The sequence below is a fragment of the Trichocoleus sp. FACHB-591 genome (assembly GCF_014695845.1).
Taxonomy (GTDB): domain Bacteria; phylum Cyanobacteriota; class Cyanobacteriia; order FACHB-46; family FACHB-46; genus Trichocoleus.
Map to the genome: position 1 here is coordinate 1 of NZ_JACJPA010000122.1, position 20,227 is coordinate 20,227.

The window sequence follows — 20,227 nt, forward strand, 5'->3', positions numbered from 1 at the left end:
CAGAGTGGTCAGGAAGTTGCCAAACTCGCGGGTCATGAATCTAGTGTCAGGGAGGTGCAGTTCAGCCCGGATGGCAAGCGCATCGTCACTGCTTCGGATGACGATACAGCCCGGGTGTGGGATGCCCAGAGTGGTCAGGAAATTGCCAAACTCGCGGGTCATGAATTCATTGTCATTGCGGCGCAGTTCAGCCCGGATGGCAAGCACATCGTCACTGCTTCATATGACGATACAGCCCAGGTGTGGGATGCCCAGAGTGGTCAGGAAGTTGCCAAACTCACAGGTCATGAAGACTGGGTCAATGCGGTGCAGTTTAGCCCGGATGGCAAACACATCGTCACTGCATCAGATGATAAAACGGCGCGGGTGTGGGATGCCCAGAGTGGTCAGGAAATTGCCAAACTCGCGGGTCATGAATCTAGTGTCAGGGAGGTGCAGTTCAGCCCGGATGGCAAGCGCATCGTCACTGCTTCATATGACAAGACAGCCCGGGTGTGGGATGCCCAGAGTGGTCAGGAAATTGCTAAACTCACAGGTCATGGAGCTCGTGTTACTGCAGCGCAGTTCAGCCCGGATGGCAAGCGCATCGTCACTGCATCAAATGACAAGACAGCCCGGGTGTGGCCAGTGGAAAACTTGGATAGCTTGCTGGCGCGGGGCTGCACTTGGTTGCACAATTATTTGATTACAACACCGCAAACCCTGCAAAATCTACCCACTTGTCAAACTCCGGAACGGCTCCGCGCCGCTGCCCCTAACCTCGTTGCCGACAGCGAAGAGCTCGCTCGTTCTGGTAAAATTGAGGCGGCCATCCAGGGACTCAAAACTGCCCAAAAATGGGACCCTCACCTTACCTTTGATCCAGTAGCCCGCGCCCAGGAACTAGCTAAAGCGGCTCAGTCCAAGAAAGCTCGGTAAAATTCGTACGATACATCCAAGGCGGAATCCATAGGAAGTATGGGTGATGACCGTTCCTGAAGGTTACGCCTACTTCACCCCTGATGCCTGTTTAAGGATCGACCGCATCAGTTCCATCAAGCACGAGCAGCTTACGCTTTGGATTCAGTTCGGACCAGGGCTAAACTGTAACTGAAAAACTGTAGCCGTTAAATACTAATGGGACAACTTACCCCAATTACCCTCGAAGACGGAACTACGATCTATATCGAAGCGATCGACCGTTCCAGTTCAACACCTGACGTAGTTGTTCCTAACCCATCGGTTGAGAATGATATCAAGCGTGGCGGTGGCATTGTCTTTGAGACACCTGCTAAAAAACAAACTCAAACCTTCCAAGCGATCGAGCATACCATTCGGGCCTATACCACCTACACCCTCAATGCTTTTAAGAATGTCGCGATCGCCGAGGTCAGCGAAGTTACTCTTAAGTTTGGCGTGAACATCAGCAGTGAAGCAGGCATTCCCTACATTGCCAATGCCAAAGGCGGCTGTAGTATGGAAATCACCGTCAAATGCGAGTTTCCTAAAAAAGCTGATTAACCAGAACTTACAATTCTGCCTCTCATGGGTGTGCCCTGTCTGCTACAGCTCCTAATTGCCTGCTTACACTGAGGAACACAGTTGATGTAGATAGGCTTAGTTTCAACTCCGCTGATCAAAGGCCGCAACATAACAGCTAAATGCTAGATCTCCTGCTATATAAGGTTTACAAGCATAGCTACAGGCTCAACTCAACCCTATAGCTATGCTTAAACACTGATGAATGTTTCTTAAAGGACAGGATCTAATACGTTGTAGATGCGATCGCACTGATGCCCTTAAACCTTCCGAACAAAGAAATATAGGCGATAGATTCCTTCACTATCACTGCCCAAGTCCCAAGTGAAATCAGCTACGGGGTCGCCACTCTCAGCTTGCCTTGCCATCCGAATCAAATTATCCTTTGTTAGCAATTCAGCACGTCTGCCTACATCATCATCCCCTGCACCAACCAACTCACTCAGTTTATTGGATATGAGTTTAACAACCTCGCTAGGGACTGAAGCACCCGTCTTAAGTTTAAGCGCAGTATTACCTACCTCTAGAATTGACCTGAAAGCTCCAGAAAAAGCATGCGGGTCACCTTCATCAAGCTCACGGATTACCACTGCCAAAATGACATCCTCTGCGACACCGGAGTACAGCCTAGTTGCAGAGCGGATAACAGTACCCTTATCTACCGAAATCACCCCAGTTTCATGAGGTGTCTGCGCTTGTCCAGAAGTAGAAACGCCTAAGAACATATAAGGCTCATCGCTACCTGACCATTCACTGGATTCGTTTAGGCAACGGAAGCCTGAGAACCAAATTTCTACGTTAGTTTGATAGAGTTTTACTTTCGCTCCACCTGCAGGGGTCCAGTAAATTTCTCCGCCCTCAAAGATGCTATGTCTACCTTGGCCATTGGTGCCTTCTGTCACTAATTCATCAGTGCGAGGATAACCCAAACTGCCCGTTTCCCAGCCTTGGGATGCCCAAGCATCTCGAATAGCACCTAGAACAAAATGTGCCCCAGTATTCGGGGTCCAGTAGATTGAGCCGCCTTGGAAGTGGTTGAATCGACCCACTCCATCAGGGCACCCTAGTTCATCAGTCACGGGATAGCCTAAGAATGAATTTTCCCAGCCCATCGAAGCCCATTTTTCTCGAATGGAACCGTAGATTAGTTGGGCTCCAGTATTTGGAGTCCAATAGATTGACCCACCCTGGAAGTGGTTGAATCGACCCACCCCATCAGGACATCCTAGTTCATCAGTCACAGGGTAGCCTAAGAGAGAGGTTTCCCAGCCCATCGAAGCCCATTTTTCTCGAATGGAACCGTAGATTAGTTGGGCTCCAGTCTGAGGAGTCCAGTAGATTGAGCCGCCCTGGAAGTGGTTGAAGCGACCCACTCCATCAGGGCACCCTAGCTCATCGGTCACAGGGTAGCCTAAGAGGGAGGTTTCCCAGCCCATCGAAGCCCATTTTTCTCGAATGGAACCGTAGATTAGTTGGGCTCCAGTCGCAGGAGTCCAATAGATTGAGCCACCTTGAAAGTGGTTGAAGCGACCCACTCCATCAGGACATCCTAGTTCGTCGGTCTGTGGTGCACCTAGGAAAGAGCTGTTCCCTCCTATAGACATCCACTTATCTCTTATCGCACCAATAATAGTAGGCACAGTGTTGCTCCTTTGTAGACCAAGATTCTAGGGACTATGTAGACAGCAATGTTCAAGGCGTAGTCAAGGCGGAACTGCTGTCTATGCCTTGTGTCTCAAATCTAAAAAGTAAGAAGAGCTTTGGCAGCACCCGAAAGGGTACCTTTTAAACCAGAATTCCACAGACCGCCCCCAGCGCGATCGGCTCTTTTGCAAGCTATTGAGCGGTTTTCCTCATTCGTTAGCAGATGCAGAAGAAACATAAAGATAGTCGGGAATATGGGTTAATGCTGACATACCAAGATAATGTGGAACTCGATTAGCAAATCTATGGCTTGCTGCAAGAGAGCAACTCTCAAAAAGACCTAGTGCAAAGACGTAACTGCGTTAGCTCTACCATCAGCTAAAGGTTCACAGACCAATAGACTGACTTACTTCTCTGTCTGCTGCTTGATGAAAAGACGCATTTCATGCGACTTCGGTGCTACATCTCGTTTTGTCATTGGCAATGTAAGGCAAGCCTGCCTGGATATCAACGTTAACTTCAAACTTAGGAGTAACTTCGCTGACTTCGGCGATCGCGACATTCTTAAAGGCTCTTAGGGTGTAGACCATATAGGAGTGATAGTATTCTCGATAGCTTGAAAGCTCCGGCTTACAGGTAGAAGAGAAGTACTTGGAAATAACCCCCGTTTAGGGTTGTTGTCTGGGATGAAAGGAGAAGCGTTAGTAGTAAAACTAATTGGATCACTGGATTCAATATAGAGAGTGATGCCATCCTTTAATGTGAGTGGAGTGAGGTGTGCCATTAAGGCGTTGCTCCTTATTGATTGCGGGAGGAATAGCGTTACAGAAGTGAGCCTTGTTTTCGTGGGTGATGAGATAAGCATGAATCAAATCACAATTCATTGCTATGAGTTGATCAACATCCAACAACCACAGCCTAATCATGTTGTCAGCATGGGCCGAAGCTATCGTCTTCCCATCCGGGCTGAAACTTACGCTCAAGACCAGAGACTCATACTCATGCCCTTTTAGCGTACTGAGTAATTGACCACTCGAGACATCCCACAGCTTGATCGTGTCGTCAGCACTTGCCGAAGCTATCGTCTTCCCATCTGGACTGAAGCTCACGCTAAAGACATCAGACTCATGTCCTTCTAAGGTGTTCAGCAATTGACCACTCGAGGCAACCCACAGCTTGATCGTGTCGTCTCTACTGGCCGAAGCTATCGTCTTCCCATCTGGGCTGAAACTCACGCTCCAAACCACAGGCTCATGCCCTCTTAGTGTGTTGACTACTTTGCCACTTGTGGCATCCCACAACTTGACTGTGTCATCCCAGCTCGTCGAAGCTATCGTCTTCCCATCTGGGCTAAAACTCACGCCCAAGAGCTCACGCTCATGCCCTCTTAGCGTATTGACTACTTTGCCACTTGTGGCATTCCACAACTTGACCGTTTTGTCGTCACTCGCCGAAGCTATCGTCTTCCCATCTGGGCTAAAGCTCACGCTCGAAACCACAGACTCATGCCCTCTTAGCGTGTTGAGTACTTTGCCACTTGTGGCATCCCACAGCTTGATCGTGTCGTCTCTACTGGCCGAAGCTATCGTCTTCCCATCTGGGCTGAAACTCACGCTCGAAACCACAGACTCATGCCCTCTTAGCGTATTGACTACTTTGCCACTTGTGGCATTCCACAACTTGACCGTTTTGTCAGCACTTGCCGAAGCTATCGTCTTCCCATCTGGGCTGAAACTCACGCTCGAAACCACAGACTCATGCCCTTCTAAGGAGTTGCGTTCACTCACTCCATATCCAGCTTGCAAGGCCGCTATCACTTGAGACTGAGTTTTATCATCTTGAAATGTCTTAGATAACTTTTTAAGTTGCTGAGCAGCCTCTAAAGCTTTCAACAATCCTACAAACGGTTTACCAGCTAGAACTTCTTCTCTGGAGGCAGCAACCACCAACCGTACATTTGTGGCTGCTAGGGTTGCCTCAGCAGCCACAGTTTTGTCTTGAGCTTTTTGTGCCACAATCAACGACATTACCATCGCAGCCATGCCTAGACTGCTGACAAACACAGCTCGGCGGCTCGCTTTTGTTAAGGTCTGTTGAGCTGTCTGCTTAGCTTGTTGTTCTGCCTCCAGCGCTGCTTGCAGAGTTTGCTGAGCTTCCTCGCTAGCCTGACTTAACAGTTGATTGGCTTGCCGTTCTGCCTCCAGCGCTGCTTGGATCGCTCGATTGCTCAAGTTCTCACTAGCTCTGAGAAACTGGAAATCTAGATCACTCAGGCTTTTACCTACTGCCCAAACTTGAGCTTCTCGTAGGGCCTCCCCTTGCAGCAATCGTGACTCATCCTGCCGTCCTGACTTCTCCCAAGCCATGATTGACTCGGTATAGGGACGCAACTCAGCCAACACCTCCTCTAGCCAAGTGGCACTAAACACAGTGGCATAGATTTGGTTGTAAACCTGAAGCTTGCCCTGCTGCTTCACCACCAACCCCGTCAACCGCAGTTTCATCTGCTCCAGGCTGTCATCTGCTGTCAGCCCTTCCTGCTGCAAAATCTGCTGATATAGCCCCAACAAGCGTCCCGTATTTTGGCTGCCACTGTAGAGAAGGCGATCACGAATAGTGCGTAAATGCTCTGGCTGATCTTGAGCTTCCCAGTTGTCAATCACTTTACAGCGCACTAGCTCTGTCACCCAGTGGGCTTCTTTTCCAACGGGGATTTCTGTTTCTACCTGGCGCACCAGCTTACATAGCTTTTGGGTCAAAAATGGCTGTCCCCCTGTCCAATCTAGAATGGTTCGGAGTACTGCTTGAGGATCAGTGGCGCGTTCTGCTAATCCCAGTTTCAAAGGTTGAGCTTCGGCAAGTTGAAACCCTGTCAACTCGATAGCCCGACCAATATTAAAAGGCGTCCGACGGCGATCTTGAATTAGATCTGAGGGAGTGGCAACCCCAATCAAGGCAAAGGTCAGGCGATTATAAGCAGGCTGATCGGCTCGACGGTTATAACAGTCTCGAATGACCGCAAAAAAGTCATCTTGGTTAAAGGGCAGTGTCAATACACTATCGATCTCATCAACAAACACAACAATGCTTTGCGGTACGAGGACGAGCAAGACTTCACTAATAAACTTGCTGAAGCGTTGCACTGGAGAAAGTAACTCCTGCTGCTGCCACCAATCATTGAGATCAAGCTGGGCATACAGGTTCAAGTCAGTGACTAAGTAATCAATGAGTCCGGCGTACCACTGTTCTACCGTTGTGTCCGCTGCCCCAATCGAAGTAATGTCGATCGCAGCACAGGCAAATCCTGCTTGTTTCAAGCGGTGCATCGTCCGTACACGCAAGCTAGACTTGCCCATTTGCCGTGAGTTCAAGACATAACAGAACTCGCCTGCTTTCAATCCTTCATAAAACTCTTGGTCGGCTTGCCGGGTTACATAATTCGTTGCATCAAGTGGTAAGCTTCCCCCAACTTAATAATCACTATGGCTTGGCAAAATTGGGTTCATCAGCCTACTCCCAGGCGATCGCGGAAGTAAATTTGGTAGAGGTTGCACAGGGGCAAGACATCATTGCCTCGCCGCTCCACCAATCCCATACTGTGCAGCTTAAAGCCTAGACTCGACTCTATTCGCACGGGTCCCTCGGCCATAACGACTTGTTTCATCGCTGCCTCCAACTGCAGGTCATTCCGCAGGTTCTCCAGATGCCGTCGCAGATGGTCGCTGTAAAGCCCTTCCTCTGTTGGGGCGATCGCCAGGAATTTCTCCAGCGTTAGATTGCCTTTCGCAATTTCATACAGCGCTCTGCGAACTAAATAAGGGTGCCCATCCACCATGCTCCTAAGTTGATCAATTTCGGAGCTGAACCAACCCAAGCCATGTCGCTGCACTAAGTCGCTCACCTGAGTCTGGCTCAACTTTGGTAACTCAATGGGCAATCCAACGTTAAACGGTGATTGATTGATGTTTAGAGGAATGTACACCTCCCTGGAATGAGCAATCACCAAGCGGAATTTCTGCCAAGTGGGATCGTTCTTGCTTTTCTCATGCCAGAAGCGTAGTAATCCAAAAAAGTCTTGAGCCACCTCCAAGTGTTGAAAGACTTGGTCTACCTCATCTAGCCCCAACGTCAAAGGTTCGTTCAGCGTTGTGAACAGGTAACGATGGAAGTAGTTGGTGCATTTGTTTTTGCTGCCCAGCACCCCTTTCCACAGCTCACTGAGACGATCGTCTAGGTTTAGCTCATTTGTCACGCTAGCGCAGAACCATTGCAGAAACTGGTCGATATTATTTAGGAACTCGCTATCCACTGATTGCAAATTCAGATAAACCACTCGATGGCCCTGCTGCTCTGCTTGATACAAAATCCGCTGCATTAAAGACGATTTACCCATCTGCCGAGGTGCCTTGACCCGAATCAAAGCCCCTGGCTTAAGGATTTCTTGATAGCAACTGGATTCAATCGGCGGGCGCTCGACATAAAGAGGCGACTCCAAACTAACAGAACCCTCCGGTGTCTCCAGAAAAGAACTCGAAACCATCTGTAGCGATCGCAAGGCTTCTAACGCTACTAGAGGAGCTGCTTCACTACCCTCATTCACTTCTTGAACGGGTTCAGGTTCAGCGAGTATCTCTGATTGCTTCTTGAGGACAGGAGTCAGTTCCTCTGGAATGCCCTCCATGCTGATACTAGTGCAGCCATAGTCATAGGCAAACTCAATCGATCTCCCACTCGCTAAGGCATCATAAAACTCGACAGCAAATTCTCGGGCTGCCTGATCCCCCACTTCTTGGCTCATTCCGATCACGTAGGGAATATGACGGGCGATCGCCTTGGCTTGCAATTCGGAATAGCAAGCATTCAGGACAACGCACTCGACCTGCTCCTTAAATAAATCAAACAAACTTGCTAAAGCCTTAGCACTGACCAATTTTACTTGACCGGATTCATCCTCTAGCGCTAAACCGCCTTCCCCAACTCCATGTCCTGAGAAATGCACGATCTGTGGTTCTAATTCCAACACAGCTCGTCGCATTTCACGTGGAGTGACTGCCCACTTCTGTTCCAATTGAAACTTGTTGCGCTGCTTGGAGCGCTGCAAACCCTCATCAATCTCATTGACTTCTTCTCCTAGCCGGAGTGGAGTAGAAGCCTTGGGGTTAGCTGCCAAAAACAGAATGGTTTTTTTGTGCTTGCGGGGGCTAATCATGCACAGCCATTCCTATTTAGGTATGTTGTTTAACTTTTCATAGATATCTAGAGTTATCTTTACACTGATAATTGCTTAAGACTGTAGCGAAAAGTAGTCCTACAACATTAAGTAACAATCAGTCATATCCTTTGATTCACCCATCTGTGTGATTGGATTGAGAAAGAAAGCAGAGAGCGATCGCGAATCTTCTATAACTGCGATCGCTCTAATTCTGTCGATATGGGCGCTACTAACCTCAGATGCAATCAGAGCTGTTTCCTGCATGCACCAACAGATTGCAACCAAGTCATACCCTGCGACTAGACGACCATTTACTGGTTCAAATTTTTGAATGTTCTGCACGACCCACCCACAAAGGCGATCGCGCTACTAAGTCTTTGCCCCCTTAGTCGTGCGATCGCCTGACCTTTAAGGTGCCCTCATGCCTCTGGGAAGGCTCTTTGAGTTGTTGCCGTGGTTACTGGAGGATCGCGCCTCCCATCAAATTCGATCTAATCCGGTTCTTGCCATCTTAGGCAGAGGGGCGAAGGAAATTAGCCTGAAGCAGTGCTGAACAATTCCGTGCAATCAGCTTCATTAGGGTGTTATACAGAATAATCATCAGCCTAATCATCTCATTGAGGAATTAGGCTGATGATTTTCGGCCTGTCTGCTCTATAAAGAAATTAGCTCGACGTAGTTCCGCTTAATTAATAGTCAAGTAGCTTGGGTCATTGGTGTTGATGGTACTTGGGGTTTATCTATTAGACTCATTAAACTTGAGAGCTGAGTAAACTTATCCTTAACTAGCTTTGAAACTATGGGGTTTGAATTTGATCATCTCTTTATCTGTACTGATATTGGTGCTCGCGAAGCTGATCGTTTAGTATCATTCGGTTTAGTAGAGGGGACATCTAATACACATCCTGGGCAAGGCACGGACAATCGCCGTTTCTTTTTTCACAACGCGATGTTGGAACTGTTGTGGGTTCACAACACAGAAGAGGCGAAATCAGAGCTCATTCGCCCTACTCGTCTTTGGGAGCGATGGATAAATCGGGCTAACACATGTCCCTTTGGAGTCTGTTTGCGTCCAGGGACAAGTGATGGTGACACTGTTGCCTTTTCCAGTTGGGCATATCGTCCACCTTATCTGTCTGACACACTGAGTATCGCAGTAGGTACAAATAGTAGTGTGCTAACAGAACCGATGCTCTTTCAGACTCCATTTGGTAAACGTCCAGATCAATACCAAACTGAAAAGGCACAGCCTCTAAAGCATCATGTTGGTTTGCGCGAAATAACTCGTATAGAGTTGGTCAGTCCTACCGCAGATAATCCATCACCAGAATTTCAAGCGGTGATTGACACCAATCAGGTCAGGGTACGAGTTGGAGTAGAGTATTGCGTGGAGCTTGGCTTTGATTGGGAAGTGCAGGGGCATCAAGTAGATTTTCGCCCTAGGTTGCCCCTTATCCTGAGTTGGTAGCGCAAACTCGCCACTTAACAAGCACCATGCAGCAGCCTTACAAATAGGCAAGGCTAGTGGCAAGAGTTTGTCGCCGCTGACGGCAATCGATACTAGCCCACTGATCAAGCCGGCATCCTGCTTAATCGTGCGATCGCGAAAGCAGCCACCAAGAAACCCCAGGTTTCCACTCATCCTCATCGCGGTAAACATTGCGTTCCAAGCGATGTCCAAATTCTGGACAACTAGCAGGGATGAGCAGCAGTTCATTGATGAGGTTGCGTTCCCCACTTGGGAAAAGTTAGAGGGGCGATCGCTTTAGTAAAGGGCCAGAGGCAATCGCGCAAATTCAAAAGCAAATAGCTAATGATAGACAAAAACGAAGATTCGTCTGCACCGCAGATTTATGCAGTTTGCATGCAGCCCTAGTATTAATCGCAACTTCTAGTGACATGTAAATAAGGGCGACAACTCCACTCAATTACCGACGGTATAGGCACTTTGGCAAGGTTTTGTAAGCGTTAGCTGTGTGACGATCCTGGGCATTTTTTAATGGGCTAGAGCTTAATAAAAATTACCTTTATATATGAAAAGCCAGTATTTCCTCAGAGACAAGACGTTTCCATTACAACTTGTTCTCGTCGTTCCCTTCGTCCTCCAGATTTTTGCCGCTGTCGGTTTCGTCGGTTATTTGTCTTTCAAAAACGGCCAGAGTGCGGTCAACGATCTGGCAGAACAATTGCTCGATCGCACCAGCGATGTGGTTGATGAACGCCTGAAGTCCTATCTGGCCATTCCTCAAATCCTCAACCAACTCAATGCTGATGTGATTCGCCGAGGCATGCTCGATGTGCGCGATCGCGAAGTGGTGGGGAAATATTTCTGGGATCAGATGCAAGCGTATGACCTGACTTACATTGGCATTGGCTTAACGACTGGGGAGGGAGTGGGAGCGGCTCGCTACGATGGCAAAACCATTACTGTTGATGATTGGACCGCAACACTGCCCAACAATCTCACAAATTACGCGGTTGATAGCCAAGGCAACCGTACCCAAGTGAGCGATCGCTGGGATTGGGACAACTTTAAGGAGACCTGGTATACCGAACCCATTGCTGCTGGCAAACCGATTTGGGCCAAGATTACTGCGTTGAATCTTCCCACGCCCTACATCGCTGCCTCTGCCAGTCGCCCCATCTATGACTCCCAAAATCGCTTGTTGGGGATGATCGCAGCGGATATTCACCTACTAAAACTCAGCGACTTCTTACATAGTTTGGAGATTAGTCAGTCTGGGCAGGTGTTTATTATGGAGCGCGATGGCACTTTGATTGCCAGCTCTGGCACAGAAAAGCCCTTCACCCTCGTCAAAAAAGACATTAAACGGGTGCAGGCAACTGATAGTCCTAGCCCCATTATTCAAACTATTGCTAAGCACATTCAATCTTCCAAAGGGTTTGGGTCGATTACTGGAGACACAGACTTTCAGCTTGACGTGCAGGGAGAGCCGTATTTTATCGATGTTAGACCTTGGCGCGATCCGTATGGCTTGGATTGGCTGGTGGTCACCAGTGTGCCAGAAACCGCATTTATGGCCCAGATCAATGCCAATACCCGTACCACAATCGCGCTCTGCTTCGGTGCCTTGGTGGGTGCCATTGGCATAGGGTTGTTCACCTCTCGTTGGCTGGTTCATCCGATTCTGCGTCTGAATCAAGCCAGTGAAGCGATGGCCTCTGGCAATCTAGAGCAAACGGTGCCAGCCAGCAATATTCAAGAACTCAATACCCTCTCCCACTCCTTCAACCACATGGCAGGACGACTGAGGGAGTTATTCACGGCCTTAGAGCACAGCAAGGAAGTCCTAGAAGGGCGGGTTGATGAACGCACGGCTGAACTCAAGAATGCCTTGGCAGAATTGCAGCGAACTCAGGCTCAAGTGGTGCAAGGTGAGAAAATGTCGAGTCTCGGGCAACTCGTGGCTGGGGTGGCTCATGAAATCAACAATCCGGTTAACTTCATCCACGGCAATCTGACTCATGTTCAGGAGTACACAGAGGATTTATTAGAATTTGTGCATTTGTATCAGCAGCACTATCCTCGCCCTGCCCCTGAAATTCAATCGGCGGCTGAAGATATCGATCTGGAGTTTTTGCAGGCAGACTTGCCAAAAATGCTGGCTTCGATGCAACTAGGAACCGATCGCATTCGCCAGATTATCCTCTCCTTACGTAACTTCTCGCGCATGGATGAGGCGGAATTTAAGGCAGTCGATGTTCATGAAGGCATCGACAGCACCCTGATGATTTTGCAACATCGCCTTAAAGCCAGACCCGAACAGCCAGAAATCGAGATTGTCAAACACTACGCGAAGCTACCCCTGGTTGAATGCTACGCCGGGCAGCTCAACCAAGTGTTTATGAACATCTTGGTCAATGCCATTGATGCGATCGAGGAAACCAACGCAAAGCGCCCTTATCAAGAGCTAAAGGACCATCCCAGCCGCATTACCATCCGCACATCAATGGTTGATGCTGGCTGGATAGAAGTGGCGATCGCGGACAACGGAGTGGGGATTGCTCAAGCGGTGCAAAAACGCATCTTTGATCCCTTCTTCACGACCAAGGCATTGGGGAAAGGCACTGGGATGGGGATGTCGATTAGCTACCAAATCATCACCGAAAAACATCGGGGCAGATTAGAGTGCATTTCAACGCCTGGCAGAGGCACTGAGTTCATCATTCAAATCCCACTCCGCCAAGCCGTGCAGCAAGCACCTTAGCTGCTCATCGCCCCTCTATCTGTTTTCACAAGGGCGATCGCCTTTTAACCCCAGAGCTACTGCAAGCAGATGTCCAAACCTTGGACAACTAGCAGGGATGAGCAGCAGTTCAGTGAATGAGGTTGCGTTCCCCAAAGGGAAAAAGTTATAGGGGCGATCGCTTTAGTAAAGGGCCAGAGGCGATCGCCGGTTTTTCAAAACTCTGGCAAGGGTGCCAAATTATTCCTTGTGGGGTGGGTGACTGCTCCGCTGAGTTTAACTACATCCCAGAGTACTCACGGGTAGAAGCTATAGCCAAAGCTCTGCCTGCTTCTTTTTCAGGCTTTTCGTGTGACGGATGATTACGGCCCAAGGATTAATCCCCTGTATGAGTAGCAATCCTAGCCAGCAAAGCAGTTTGAGTTGGCTGAAAGCGGAAGGACGTGTGAGGCTTTCGTGGATAGCAATTCGGGCTTCATCCAAAAAGCTGTCGTATTCCTCCACAATGGGAGCGTCATGAAAGACCCGCCCATTAATGCCGTTAACACCACTCACCCAATAGTTTCCCATCTGAATGCGATCGAGCTGGGCAACTTCAAGGTGATAGAGGTCGTGATAGTGAATCCAAACGTTTCGAACTTTGACCCCTCTCTTACCGATTTTGATGGGAATCAGGCTGATACTGCCCAGTCCCTGCTTAAGCTTTACTGTTTTGGCATGATTGGTGCAATTTGCGAGCCCAACTTTCACCAGAGCCAGCAGATTTCTATGATGGTGAGTCCACCAAAGGGCGAACTGCCCTTTTCCAGAAATGTCTGACATCAATCGTTGATTCTGGGTTTTCTGAGCAACGAGTGGTGTGTGGGAGGGTTCGTCTAACAACAGTGAAAGATAATAAGGAAACCTGGTGAAGCAGAGGGGCGATCGCCTCAAATGCTGATGCTCTGTTTGAGTGAGGCACTCCCTAAACTGTTGTTTGAGGTGATGACGATACCGAGCTAAAGTATCTGCGCTTAGGCGATCGCGTCGTCTATAAACAGCAAAAGCCCGCAACAACAGTTGTTTCACTTGAGGTGCAACCTCTTCATCCAGCTTTTCCTCTGCCCACAGCGCTATCTGCAACGTTTTTTGCTGCCGCTTTGACAAGTGATTTGCGTTTAGCTGCTGCTGTTGTGAAGAAGCAGGGGGTTTAGTAGAAACTAAGCATTGAGTTAAACGGTGATGAAAAAGGTAGTCAATCATGTTGGATTCAACACTCTACTATCTTTCTCTCAGGAGAAACGCTGTTTTTTGGGTGATATCTTAGGTCCAGGACCTAATTACAGGACACAAGCGAGCAATTGTTGCCGTAGCTCATCGATGGTTGATTGTGGTCTATCACATGCTGAAGCAGCATCAGCCCTATCGGGATTACCGTGTTAGCGACACTGGGTAACGCTCTCAAGCACAACGTTTGAAGAAACTGCAACAACAATTCGAGCGATTGGGCTATCAGGTTCAGCTCGTTCCGCGTCCTGTTACTCAACCACCCGCATAGTCTTCTATTTTCAAAGCAGCGATCGCTCTGGTGAACTGCAAAAGACGATCGCTCTGGTGACGCAGAACCTAGGCCAAGCTTTGAGATTCAGAAAATTTTTGATTTTGGGCTGAGCCCTTGGTAAGGCGATCGGTTTTAGTGGGGTGAGGGGCGATCGCCTAGTGAAGTGAAGCCGCGATCGCCTCTTAGTTTTCAATGGTGGCCTTGCAGGCTGTACTGGTTGTGGACATATACGGAACCGTGCCACCATCTCTTCAAAAAGCCTACTATATGGAAGGATTCAGCCACAGAATAGTTAGACTGCTTACGAGCACGGACACCCCGCTGAGTAAAAATGAAGCAAATTGCCCCCACATACTTCATGTGGCCCTACCAGTCGCACTTTCGGAGCCAAATCGAGAGCCGCGCAAAGAAAGCGCTTGTGGAACTGGGTGCAAATATTCCAGTCAAAGCACTCTTGGTCGGTGTTCGCTTGCCAGAAGTTTCAAAAGATCACCCAGTATGTATTGAGCCTGAAGACGAAGAGTGGGATATATCCATATTCCAGGGTATTCACAAACGCGCAGGCGAAATATTTACCAATCATCCAGATCAACATATGTTTTATGGTGATGAACCGAGAATGCGGGATAAGCCTGAAAACATACGTCGCAAATCGGTTCAAGAAGCAATTGAGGAAGTTTTAAGCAGAATCGACTTTGACAACGAGACCCATTCATTTTGTGGTGTACCTGTCCGCCTTGGCAATTTTCATGTAGCTCCGATTCTACAAGTCGCACAATTGGATCTTGATGCCTTACCCCAGCTTGTCAAGCCAATTCAGTTTCAGGGATGGAGTTCCAGTGTTGGAATAGTTCAAGCATTGATCAGCCACCTTCTTGCAGAGGTATCTGATGAGCTTGGTACAAAAGAGCCTGGTCGCTTCTTTAATACCTTTGATAGTGAGCTTTCGGGTCTCCTTCGCAAAGCAGGTCAAACTCTCTGTAATGCAATTCCCCTAGCTCTCAAAGATTTCATGCTAGATGAGGTATTCGAGAATCTAAACAAAATATCGGAACTGCGCTACGAGGGGGGTGAAACTCTTGGCACGATAATTTTTGCACCTCCAGATTTGCCATCTCTTCACTACGATGCAGTCTTCCTTCAATCTATTCATCTAGGCTCCCATAGACTTGTTCGCAAAGTAGTCGAGATTTCTGACAATCGGCTTGGCTGTATCTGCCAAGGAAGCGGAGGTATTGTAGGCTTCGGCTCACTCACAGATTCCGGAGATACTCCTGTCTTTAAAGCTGTCTTTACTGGCCACTATCGATGGGCGCTCTATGTGAATGACACTTTGTTGATGAACTGTGCTTTTGGTGTCCCCTCCGTACCACAACCAAGACTGACTGAGAGAGCATTTTTCTCGAATATAAGAAGGGTTCTTCCTGGCCTGACACCAAAACAAGGTGAAGTGCTGTGGGACGCCGTTTTTGCTGCAATGGATCAACGTCATGGAACCATGCTTGTTGTATCTGATGCAGCATCAAGTGAGGCACAAAGGCTAAGTTCTCAAGCCATTGCAGTTGAACCCATCAAGCTAAATTCGGCATTAGTAGCGCGCATTAGTGGGATTGATGGAGCCATTCTGGTCGATCGCGATTGCAATTGCCATGCCATTGGCGTCATTCTGGACGGCATAGCTACGGGAATAGGCGATCCTTCAAGAGGAGCACGATACAACTCCGCCTTGCGCTATATAACATCTTCTCAGGCTCCCACTGTTTGCCTTGTCGTCTCAGAAGATGGTTATGTAAATATGGTTCCGACTTTACGACCTCAAATTAGAAAGCAAGAGGTCGAATTTCATGTAGAGCTATTGAGGAGCTTAACCGCTGACAACTATCACAAAACTCTGTCATGGCTCGAGAAGCACAAGTTTTATTTGACCTCAGAGCAATGTGAGGTTACTAATGCTGAGCTTTCGCGTATTAAAGCTGAGCCTCAAGATGTAGGAGAGTTGCGTTACATTCCGCGTGCCTTCAAGCCACATCCGGAGATGAACGCGTCTTATTACCTTGATGAAGTCTAATAAGAACGCTCTAGCAGTAGGTTGACTGACGCTGTGTGTGGAAGTGCACAGTTCTGGGCAACCGCTGACTAGAAGTGTTATCCAGTCACAGTATCAAGCCAACATCTGACTAAGCCGTGCGATCGGAAATGCAGCAGCTAAGAAACCCCAAGGCTCCCACTCGTCATCATTAGTCAGGATGTATTGCTCTCCTTCAATCAATTGGCTAGCTGTAGCCAGCCTCAGCCTATGAGCCAAGTCAAACCATTCTTTGAAGCCTGGTTCTGCGGCTTTGGGATGCTCACTTGCTCCCGGTTTCCAGCACTGACCGATCGCATTCCTGAACAAGCCGATCGGATTCTTCACCTCATGCCTATCTCGATACTCAACGGCAGCAGCCAGAGCATCTGTAACCACCTGGAGAGGAGCAGCTAGAACTTCAGCCTTCAAAGGCGGAGTCAGCGGAAATCCCGCTTGTTCAATTTTTGAAAAGATGGCGGTTTGAGCAGCGGCGGAATCAGCGTCCTCTGCAACCTGTTCCACTTCTGACCCAGACGCTTTTAGAATGGGTTGAGATTTAACAGGAAGGGGGGTGCTTACTGGCTCGGAAACTTCCACTCCACCCACAACAACAGGGAGGGCGGGTGGCTCCGTTGTTGTGGTGTCTCTTGAGGTGTCTAGAGTGGAATCTATTTCTATATGATCACCACTCGTTTTGAAGATGATGACCTCTGAGCTAGGAGATGAACTCCCAGAATCAAGGTCATCATCTCCTAGATTTGTTAAATGGGACGGGGTAAGGGTTTTAGCCTGTTTTTGAGCTAAGGCTTGTTCAATAGCCTCCCGGTTGAGCTGGTACTGGTAGGCTCGGTCATACTTGGCTTTTGGGTTGTTGCGCCGCTTGAGCAGTTGCAGTTTGTTCGTCAGCTTCGCTAAAGCTTGGCGAATGGTTTCGATGCTGTACTCCTCAAACAGGTGCTCTCGGATTTGTTCTAGGGTGAGCCTCACCCAGTCATCCAGCTTGTGCTTGGCTTTCCACTGCTGCCAGCCCTCGATGATGGTGAGGATTTTAGCCGCGCAGTAGTTGCGCTGGGTAATTTGGACGTACTCTTTGCACAGCTTGAGGTATGTGAGGTTAGGGGAGGTGCTCATCTCAGCTGCACCTCCCGCAGCTCTAGGTCTGTTTCATGCACATCCTGCAAATCATTCGAGTTCGAGCAGGTGGGTGAGAGGAGAGCTAGTGCTGGAGTGGGATCTGCTGTGGCAATCTGATTGGCAAAAGGTGCTTTAGCAGTTCGTTTACACTCTAGAAAGTAGCAACTGATTTCTTTAAGCTTCCCGGTCGCTGCCATCATGCCGAGAGATTTAAGGTAGTCGCTCGTCAAAGCAATCAGTTCACTAGAACGCCCGCAAGGGGAGCTTTCCAATCCTTTGATTAAAAAGTCTGTCCCTTTATCAAAGCTGTTGATGAGCTTCTTGCAGGCCCTTTGCTTGGATGAATAACTCAGCCGTTGCGAAGCTTCATCAAAATCTATTAGAAACGAATCAGCAGACTGAACTAAAGCTAATGCTAGCTCGTGAGAGAATTCCATAGGGCTTCACCTTGTGGTTAACAGCTAGAGGTGGAGTACAGGGGCGATCGCAAGGCGTGCAAACTGAGCGATCGCTTCAACTACTAACTGAGAGAACTAGACAGATTCGTCTCGACATTGACCCGCTTCAGAATCGTATTTTTTAGCAGCAGCTAATCCACCACAGCGGATAAGCCGTTCCAAAACTTCTGAACGAGTAATACCGAGTTCATCAGCAACCTTATCCATTTCATCGGAAGCCCAATCAGTAATCATGAACTGCTTGGGTCGTTTCCGTTCTCCGTATGCTCCGGGTTCAGCTCTTTCTGGTCTCGGCACTGTTGATATCGTCATCTCATTACCTCAATAGATTATCAACCCGGTTAATAGACATCAGATTAACATGAGCTGTGGAGCTGTAGATATCCCTATGTCATGATATCATTGCAGGCATAAAGAGAGGGCGATCGCCCAAGTCGCCAAACCGAACGATGCCCTCTTTTTGAAAAACCCTATTAAGGATTTGAATCAATGTTACTTCAAACTATTGCACCCGCTCAAACCGAAGAAGAGCAGGGTTTTGGCCATATCCATGCCACGGCTCAACTAGAACTCAAAACCCATCTAGAAGAGCAAGTTCGTTCCATTGCTCCAGCCAAAATTGACAGCCTCTCCCTAGTCGATGGCTACACCTACCTCTCAGCGGTGGACGAAGATCGCCCCATTACTAAACAGCCCATCCGGCTCATCATCCAGCTTGAAGATTGCCAAGGTAATGAACGGCTCGTGGACTTAGTGACCAATAATGACCGCTTCGCCTTCATCACTCGCATCATCCGCAATCACTTCGATGATTGCTGGAAGATTAGCGAGACCTGGACGCCTGAGGACGGTTGCCCCTTCTAGATCAGGACTTACGCAAGGGACATTTGAACGGATGGGTGCTTGAGTTGCTCAATCAAGTAATTCGACAGCATTCCATGCTTAATCTGATAAATCGTCCTGTGTGTTTTGTAAGCAATGGTTTTCAGACGAGTCCAAACGAGTAAGGCACAAGCAATATGATTGCGTTGAATTCGAGCTTTGCGACACTGACACGCTTCGACTCCAGTGAGTTGCTTCAACTCGCGGTGAAACTCTTCAATCTTCCAACGGATGCCGCACCCATCTTGTACCGCATTCGTTGAGGCTTGAGATAAGTCGTTGGTGGCGACAAACTCCGTTCTGTTAATGGAAACAGTAACCCGGAACAGTTTCACCTTCCTATCTTTGGGAAAGCCACGTACCTTGATGAGCTTGCCTTGTTGCAACTCTTCGTCACGCCAAACTAATTCATCAATCCGCACATAGGGCATACTCCCGCCACTATCGTCCACGCATCGATTGGTCTTGAGTGGGCAGTAATAGAGCTTCTCTAGCTGATCAATTGGCATACCAGCTATCCATCAAGACGGTACTAAATGGTAACTGCTTGCTGTAAACCACGCCTTTGAGCATGTCACTGACGTGATCTAACTTGCTCTGTCCATCGCCCTCTGGGTCATACAGGCGGTAATCAATCACCCAAAACTGTTCAGTTTCGCCATTGACGTACACACAACTTACTAACCCGATACCTCGAATCACGCGATGCTCGTTGCCACTGTACTACCACCGCGTTAGCTCAATTGAGGTCGAATACCGCTTATCTAGAACGGTATCGTCAAACAGAAGATAAGCGTTCGCGGTGGGGGACAGCAGGGATTTGACGTTCTCCCACAACAAACGTGGGGTCAATTTCTCGCCGCGCAGGTAGCGGTTGATCCGGTCATGACTGATCTCCTCTAGATGGTCAGCCAAGTTCGTGACGGTGTAGTTGATCGGACTGCTCAGCAAATACTGGCAGTACTCTAGTTTGGTGAAGCTCATTTCTTCAGTTTAGAGTCGCTTCTGCGTAAGTCCTGTAGATAAACAAACGATCGCTCCTCTCTTGGTAGGGGCAATCGTTTCCTAATGGAACTCCCCTTATTGGCTCTAGGGTGTTGCTACCCTGGAGCCTAATCGTTTAGCGATCGCCTCAATTTTTTGCCTCGCTCAAGGTGTCCGTTCTTAGCCGATAGAGCAAACACAGTAGCTCATCATCCGTCAGCTGGCTCCTCCGCTTACTGTGGAAGTTATCCGCAATAAATTGATGGACTTGCTCAACACTCCACCCCAATCGCCTCACTTGGATTTGAATCCCCACAATCACGTCGCTTAAATCGTCATCGGCGATCGCTGGGGGTGAAGTCAAAGGCTCTGGCGGGAGGGTCCAGGGCTGTGGAAAACTCGGTTCCCCCCTCCCTGGACCCTCCCCATTGGAGTTTATTTGTTTTTCCAACAGGACTTACGCAAGGGACGTTTGTACGGACGGGTGCTTGAGTTGCTCAATCAGGTAGTCCGAGAGCATCCCATGCTTGAGCTGATAAATCGTTCTGCCGCTTTGGTACGCGACCGATTTGAGCCGAC

General features: G+C 48.6%; 17 protein-coding genes and 2 pseudogenes. 6 read left to right on the plus strand and 13 right to left on the minus strand.

Features of this window, described 5'->3' with window-relative positions; translation table 11 throughout:
- Both H6F90_RS29270 and H6F90_RS29275 read left to right on the plus strand, forming a co-directional pair.
- The coding region (locus tag H6F90_RS29270; RefSeq protein WP_190555469.1) for a WD40 repeat domain-containing protein at positions 1-918 on the plus strand (918 nt) is incomplete at its 5' end.
- A gap of 198 nt (positions 919-1,116) precedes the next feature.
- A complete protein-coding gene (locus H6F90_RS29275) occupies positions 1,117-1,500 on the plus strand; it encodes a CU044_2847 family protein (RefSeq protein WP_190555470.1) in 384 nt (127 codons plus the stop codon).
- Between the two features lie 278 nt (positions 1,501-1,778).
- On the opposite strand, the gene H6F90_RS29280 is transcribed toward H6F90_RS29275, so the two are convergent.
- From H6F90_RS29280 to H6F90_RS29300, 6 genes and pseudogenes are all read right to left on the minus strand, one after another.
- Positions 1,779-3,158 carry a hypothetical protein gene (locus H6F90_RS29280; RefSeq protein ID WP_199296266.1) on the minus strand — a complete coding sequence of 460 codons (1,380 nt, stop codon included), beginning with the start codon at positions 3,156-3,158 and terminating at the stop codon, positions 1,779-1,781.
- A 447-nt stretch (positions 3,159-3,605) separates the two neighbouring features.
- Positions 3,606-3,752 carry a CU044_2847 family protein gene (locus H6F90_RS29285; RefSeq protein WP_190555471.1) on the minus strand — a complete coding sequence of 49 codons (147 nt, stop codon included), beginning with the start codon at positions 3,750-3,752 and terminating at the stop codon, positions 3,606-3,608.
- 141 nt (positions 3,753-3,893) lie between these two features.
- Positions 3,894-5,528 carry a WD40 repeat domain-containing protein gene (locus H6F90_RS30975; RefSeq protein WP_370588134.1) on the minus strand — a complete coding sequence of 545 codons (1,635 nt, stop codon included), beginning with the start codon at positions 5,526-5,528 and terminating at the stop codon, positions 3,894-3,896.
- A 66-nt stretch (positions 5,529-5,594) separates the two neighbouring features.
- Positions 5,595-6,614: pseudogene (locus H6F90_RS30980) on the minus strand (AAA-like domain-containing protein); the annotation flags it as partial.
- A 53-nt stretch (positions 6,615-6,667) separates the two neighbouring features.
- Entirely contained in the window at positions 6,668-8,371 is a 1,704-nt protein-coding gene (locus H6F90_RS29295; protein ID WP_190555473.1) for an AAA-like domain-containing protein, read from the minus strand.
- Between the two features lie 99 nt (positions 8,372-8,470).
- Positions 8,471-8,716, minus strand: a complete 246-nt coding sequence (locus tag H6F90_RS29300; protein WP_190555474.1) for a hypothetical protein — start codon at positions 8,714-8,716, stop codon at positions 8,471-8,473.
- 457 nt (positions 8,717-9,173) lie between these two features.
- Between H6F90_RS29300 and H6F90_RS29305 the strand changes: the two genes are divergently transcribed.
- Positions 9,174-9,842, plus strand: coding sequence for a hypothetical protein (locus H6F90_RS29305; RefSeq protein WP_190555475.1), 669 nt, complete (start codon positions 9,174-9,176; stop codon positions 9,840-9,842).
- A 565-nt stretch (positions 9,843-10,407) separates the two neighbouring features.
- Positions 10,408-12,603 (plus strand): ATP-binding protein, encoded by a 2,196-nt coding sequence (locus H6F90_RS29310; RefSeq protein ID WP_190555476.1) that lies wholly within the window; start codon positions 10,408-10,410, stop codon positions 12,601-12,603.
- 288 nt (positions 12,604-12,891) lie between these two features.
- Here H6F90_RS29310 and H6F90_RS30310 read toward each other — a convergent pair whose 3' ends face one another.
- Positions 12,892-13,824 (minus strand): hypothetical protein, encoded by a 933-nt coding sequence (locus H6F90_RS30310; RefSeq protein ID WP_199296267.1) that lies wholly within the window; start codon positions 13,822-13,824, stop codon positions 12,892-12,894.
- 305 nt (positions 13,825-14,129) lie between these two features.
- The gene (locus tag H6F90_RS29320; protein WP_190555477.1) at positions 14,130-14,315 is read right to left on the minus strand and encodes a hypothetical protein; all 186 of its coding nucleotides are present in this window, start codon (positions 14,313-14,315) and stop codon (positions 14,130-14,132) included.
- Between the two features lie 138 nt (positions 14,316-14,453).
- Between H6F90_RS29320 and H6F90_RS29325 the strand changes: the two genes are divergently transcribed.
- Positions 14,454-16,190, plus strand: coding sequence for a diadenylate cyclase (locus H6F90_RS29325; RefSeq protein ID WP_190555478.1), 1,737 nt, complete (start codon positions 14,454-14,456; stop codon positions 16,188-16,190).
- A 93-nt stretch (positions 16,191-16,283) separates the two neighbouring features.
- Here the strand turns inward: H6F90_RS29325 and H6F90_RS29330 are convergent, their stop codons facing one another.
- From H6F90_RS29330 to H6F90_RS29340, 3 genes are all read right to left on the minus strand, one after another.
- On the minus strand, positions 16,284-17,321 hold the full coding sequence (locus H6F90_RS29330; protein ID WP_190555479.1) for a hypothetical protein: 1,038 nt from the start codon (positions 17,319-17,321) through the stop codon (positions 16,284-16,286).
- Positions 17,318-17,761: a hypothetical protein gene (locus H6F90_RS29335; RefSeq protein ID WP_190555480.1), complete on the minus strand. Its 444-nt coding sequence runs from the start codon at positions 17,759-17,761 to the stop codon at positions 17,318-17,320. Before H6F90_RS29335 ends, H6F90_RS29330 begins: the two co-directional genes overlap by 4 nt.
- A 96-nt stretch (positions 17,762-17,857) precedes the next feature.
- Positions 17,858-18,094: a hypothetical protein gene (locus tag H6F90_RS29340; RefSeq protein WP_190555481.1), complete on the minus strand. Its 237-nt coding sequence runs from the start codon at positions 18,092-18,094 to the stop codon at positions 17,858-17,860.
- Positions 18,095-18,271: 177 nt separating this feature from the next.
- Between H6F90_RS29340 and H6F90_RS29345 the strand changes: the two genes are divergently transcribed.
- Positions 18,272-18,646 (plus strand): hypothetical protein, encoded by a 375-nt coding sequence (locus H6F90_RS29345; RefSeq protein ID WP_190555482.1) that lies wholly within the window; start codon positions 18,272-18,274, stop codon positions 18,644-18,646.
- Positions 18,647-18,654: 8 nt separating this feature from the next.
- On the opposite strand, the pseudogene H6F90_RS29350 reads toward H6F90_RS29345, so the two are convergent.
- Positions 18,655-19,648 (minus strand): annotated as a pseudogene (locus tag H6F90_RS29350) (transposase).
- A gap of 148 nt (positions 19,649-19,796) precedes the next feature.
- A complete protein-coding gene (locus H6F90_RS29355) occupies positions 19,797-20,012 on the minus strand; it encodes a hypothetical protein (protein ID WP_190555483.1) in 216 nt (71 codons plus the stop codon).
- Between the last annotated feature and the right edge of the window lie 215 nt (positions 20,013-20,227).

Excerpts from the sequence above, each read along its gene's own strand:
- H6F90_RS29330 (WP_190555479.1), bottom strand. The coding sequence starts at position 17,321 with ATGAGCACCTCCCCTAACCTCACATACCTCAAGCTGTGCAAAGAGTAC.
- H6F90_RS29340 (WP_190555481.1), bottom strand. The coding sequence starts at position 18,094 with ATGACGATATCAACAGTGCCGAGACCAGAAAGAGCTGAACCCGGAGCA.
- H6F90_RS30310 (WP_199296267.1), bottom strand. The coding sequence starts at position 13,824 with ATGATTGACTACCTTTTTCATCACCGTTTAACTCAATGCTTAGTTTCT.
- H6F90_RS29325 (WP_190555478.1), top strand. The coding sequence starts at position 14,454 with ATGAAGCAAATTGCCCCCACATACTTCATGTGGCCCTACCAGTCGCAC.
- H6F90_RS29310 (WP_190555476.1), top strand. The coding sequence starts at position 10,408 with ATGAAAAGCCAGTATTTCCTCAGAGACAAGACGTTTCCATTACAACTT.
- H6F90_RS29335 (WP_190555480.1), bottom strand. The coding sequence starts at position 17,761 with ATGGAATTCTCTCACGAGCTAGCATTAGCTTTAGTTCAGTCTGCTGAT.
- H6F90_RS30975 (WP_370588134.1), bottom strand. The coding sequence starts at position 5,528 with ATGGCTTGGGAGAAGTCAGGACGGCAGGATGAGTCACGATTGCTGCAA.
- H6F90_RS29345 (WP_190555482.1), top strand. The coding sequence starts at position 18,272 with ATGTTACTTCAAACTATTGCACCCGCTCAAACCGAAGAAGAGCAGGGT.
- H6F90_RS29285 (WP_190555471.1), bottom strand. The coding sequence starts at position 3,752 with ATGGTCTACACCCTAAGAGCCTTTAAGAATGTCGCGATCGCCGAAGTC.
- H6F90_RS29275 (WP_190555470.1), top strand. The coding sequence starts at position 1,117 with ATGGGACAACTTACCCCAATTACCCTCGAAGACGGAACTACGATCTAT.
- H6F90_RS29305 (WP_190555475.1), top strand. The coding sequence starts at position 9,174 with ATGGGGTTTGAATTTGATCATCTCTTTATCTGTACTGATATTGGTGCT.
- H6F90_RS29295 (WP_190555473.1), bottom strand. The coding sequence starts at position 8,371 with ATGATTAGCCCCCGCAAGCACAAAAAAACCATTCTGTTTTTGGCAGCT.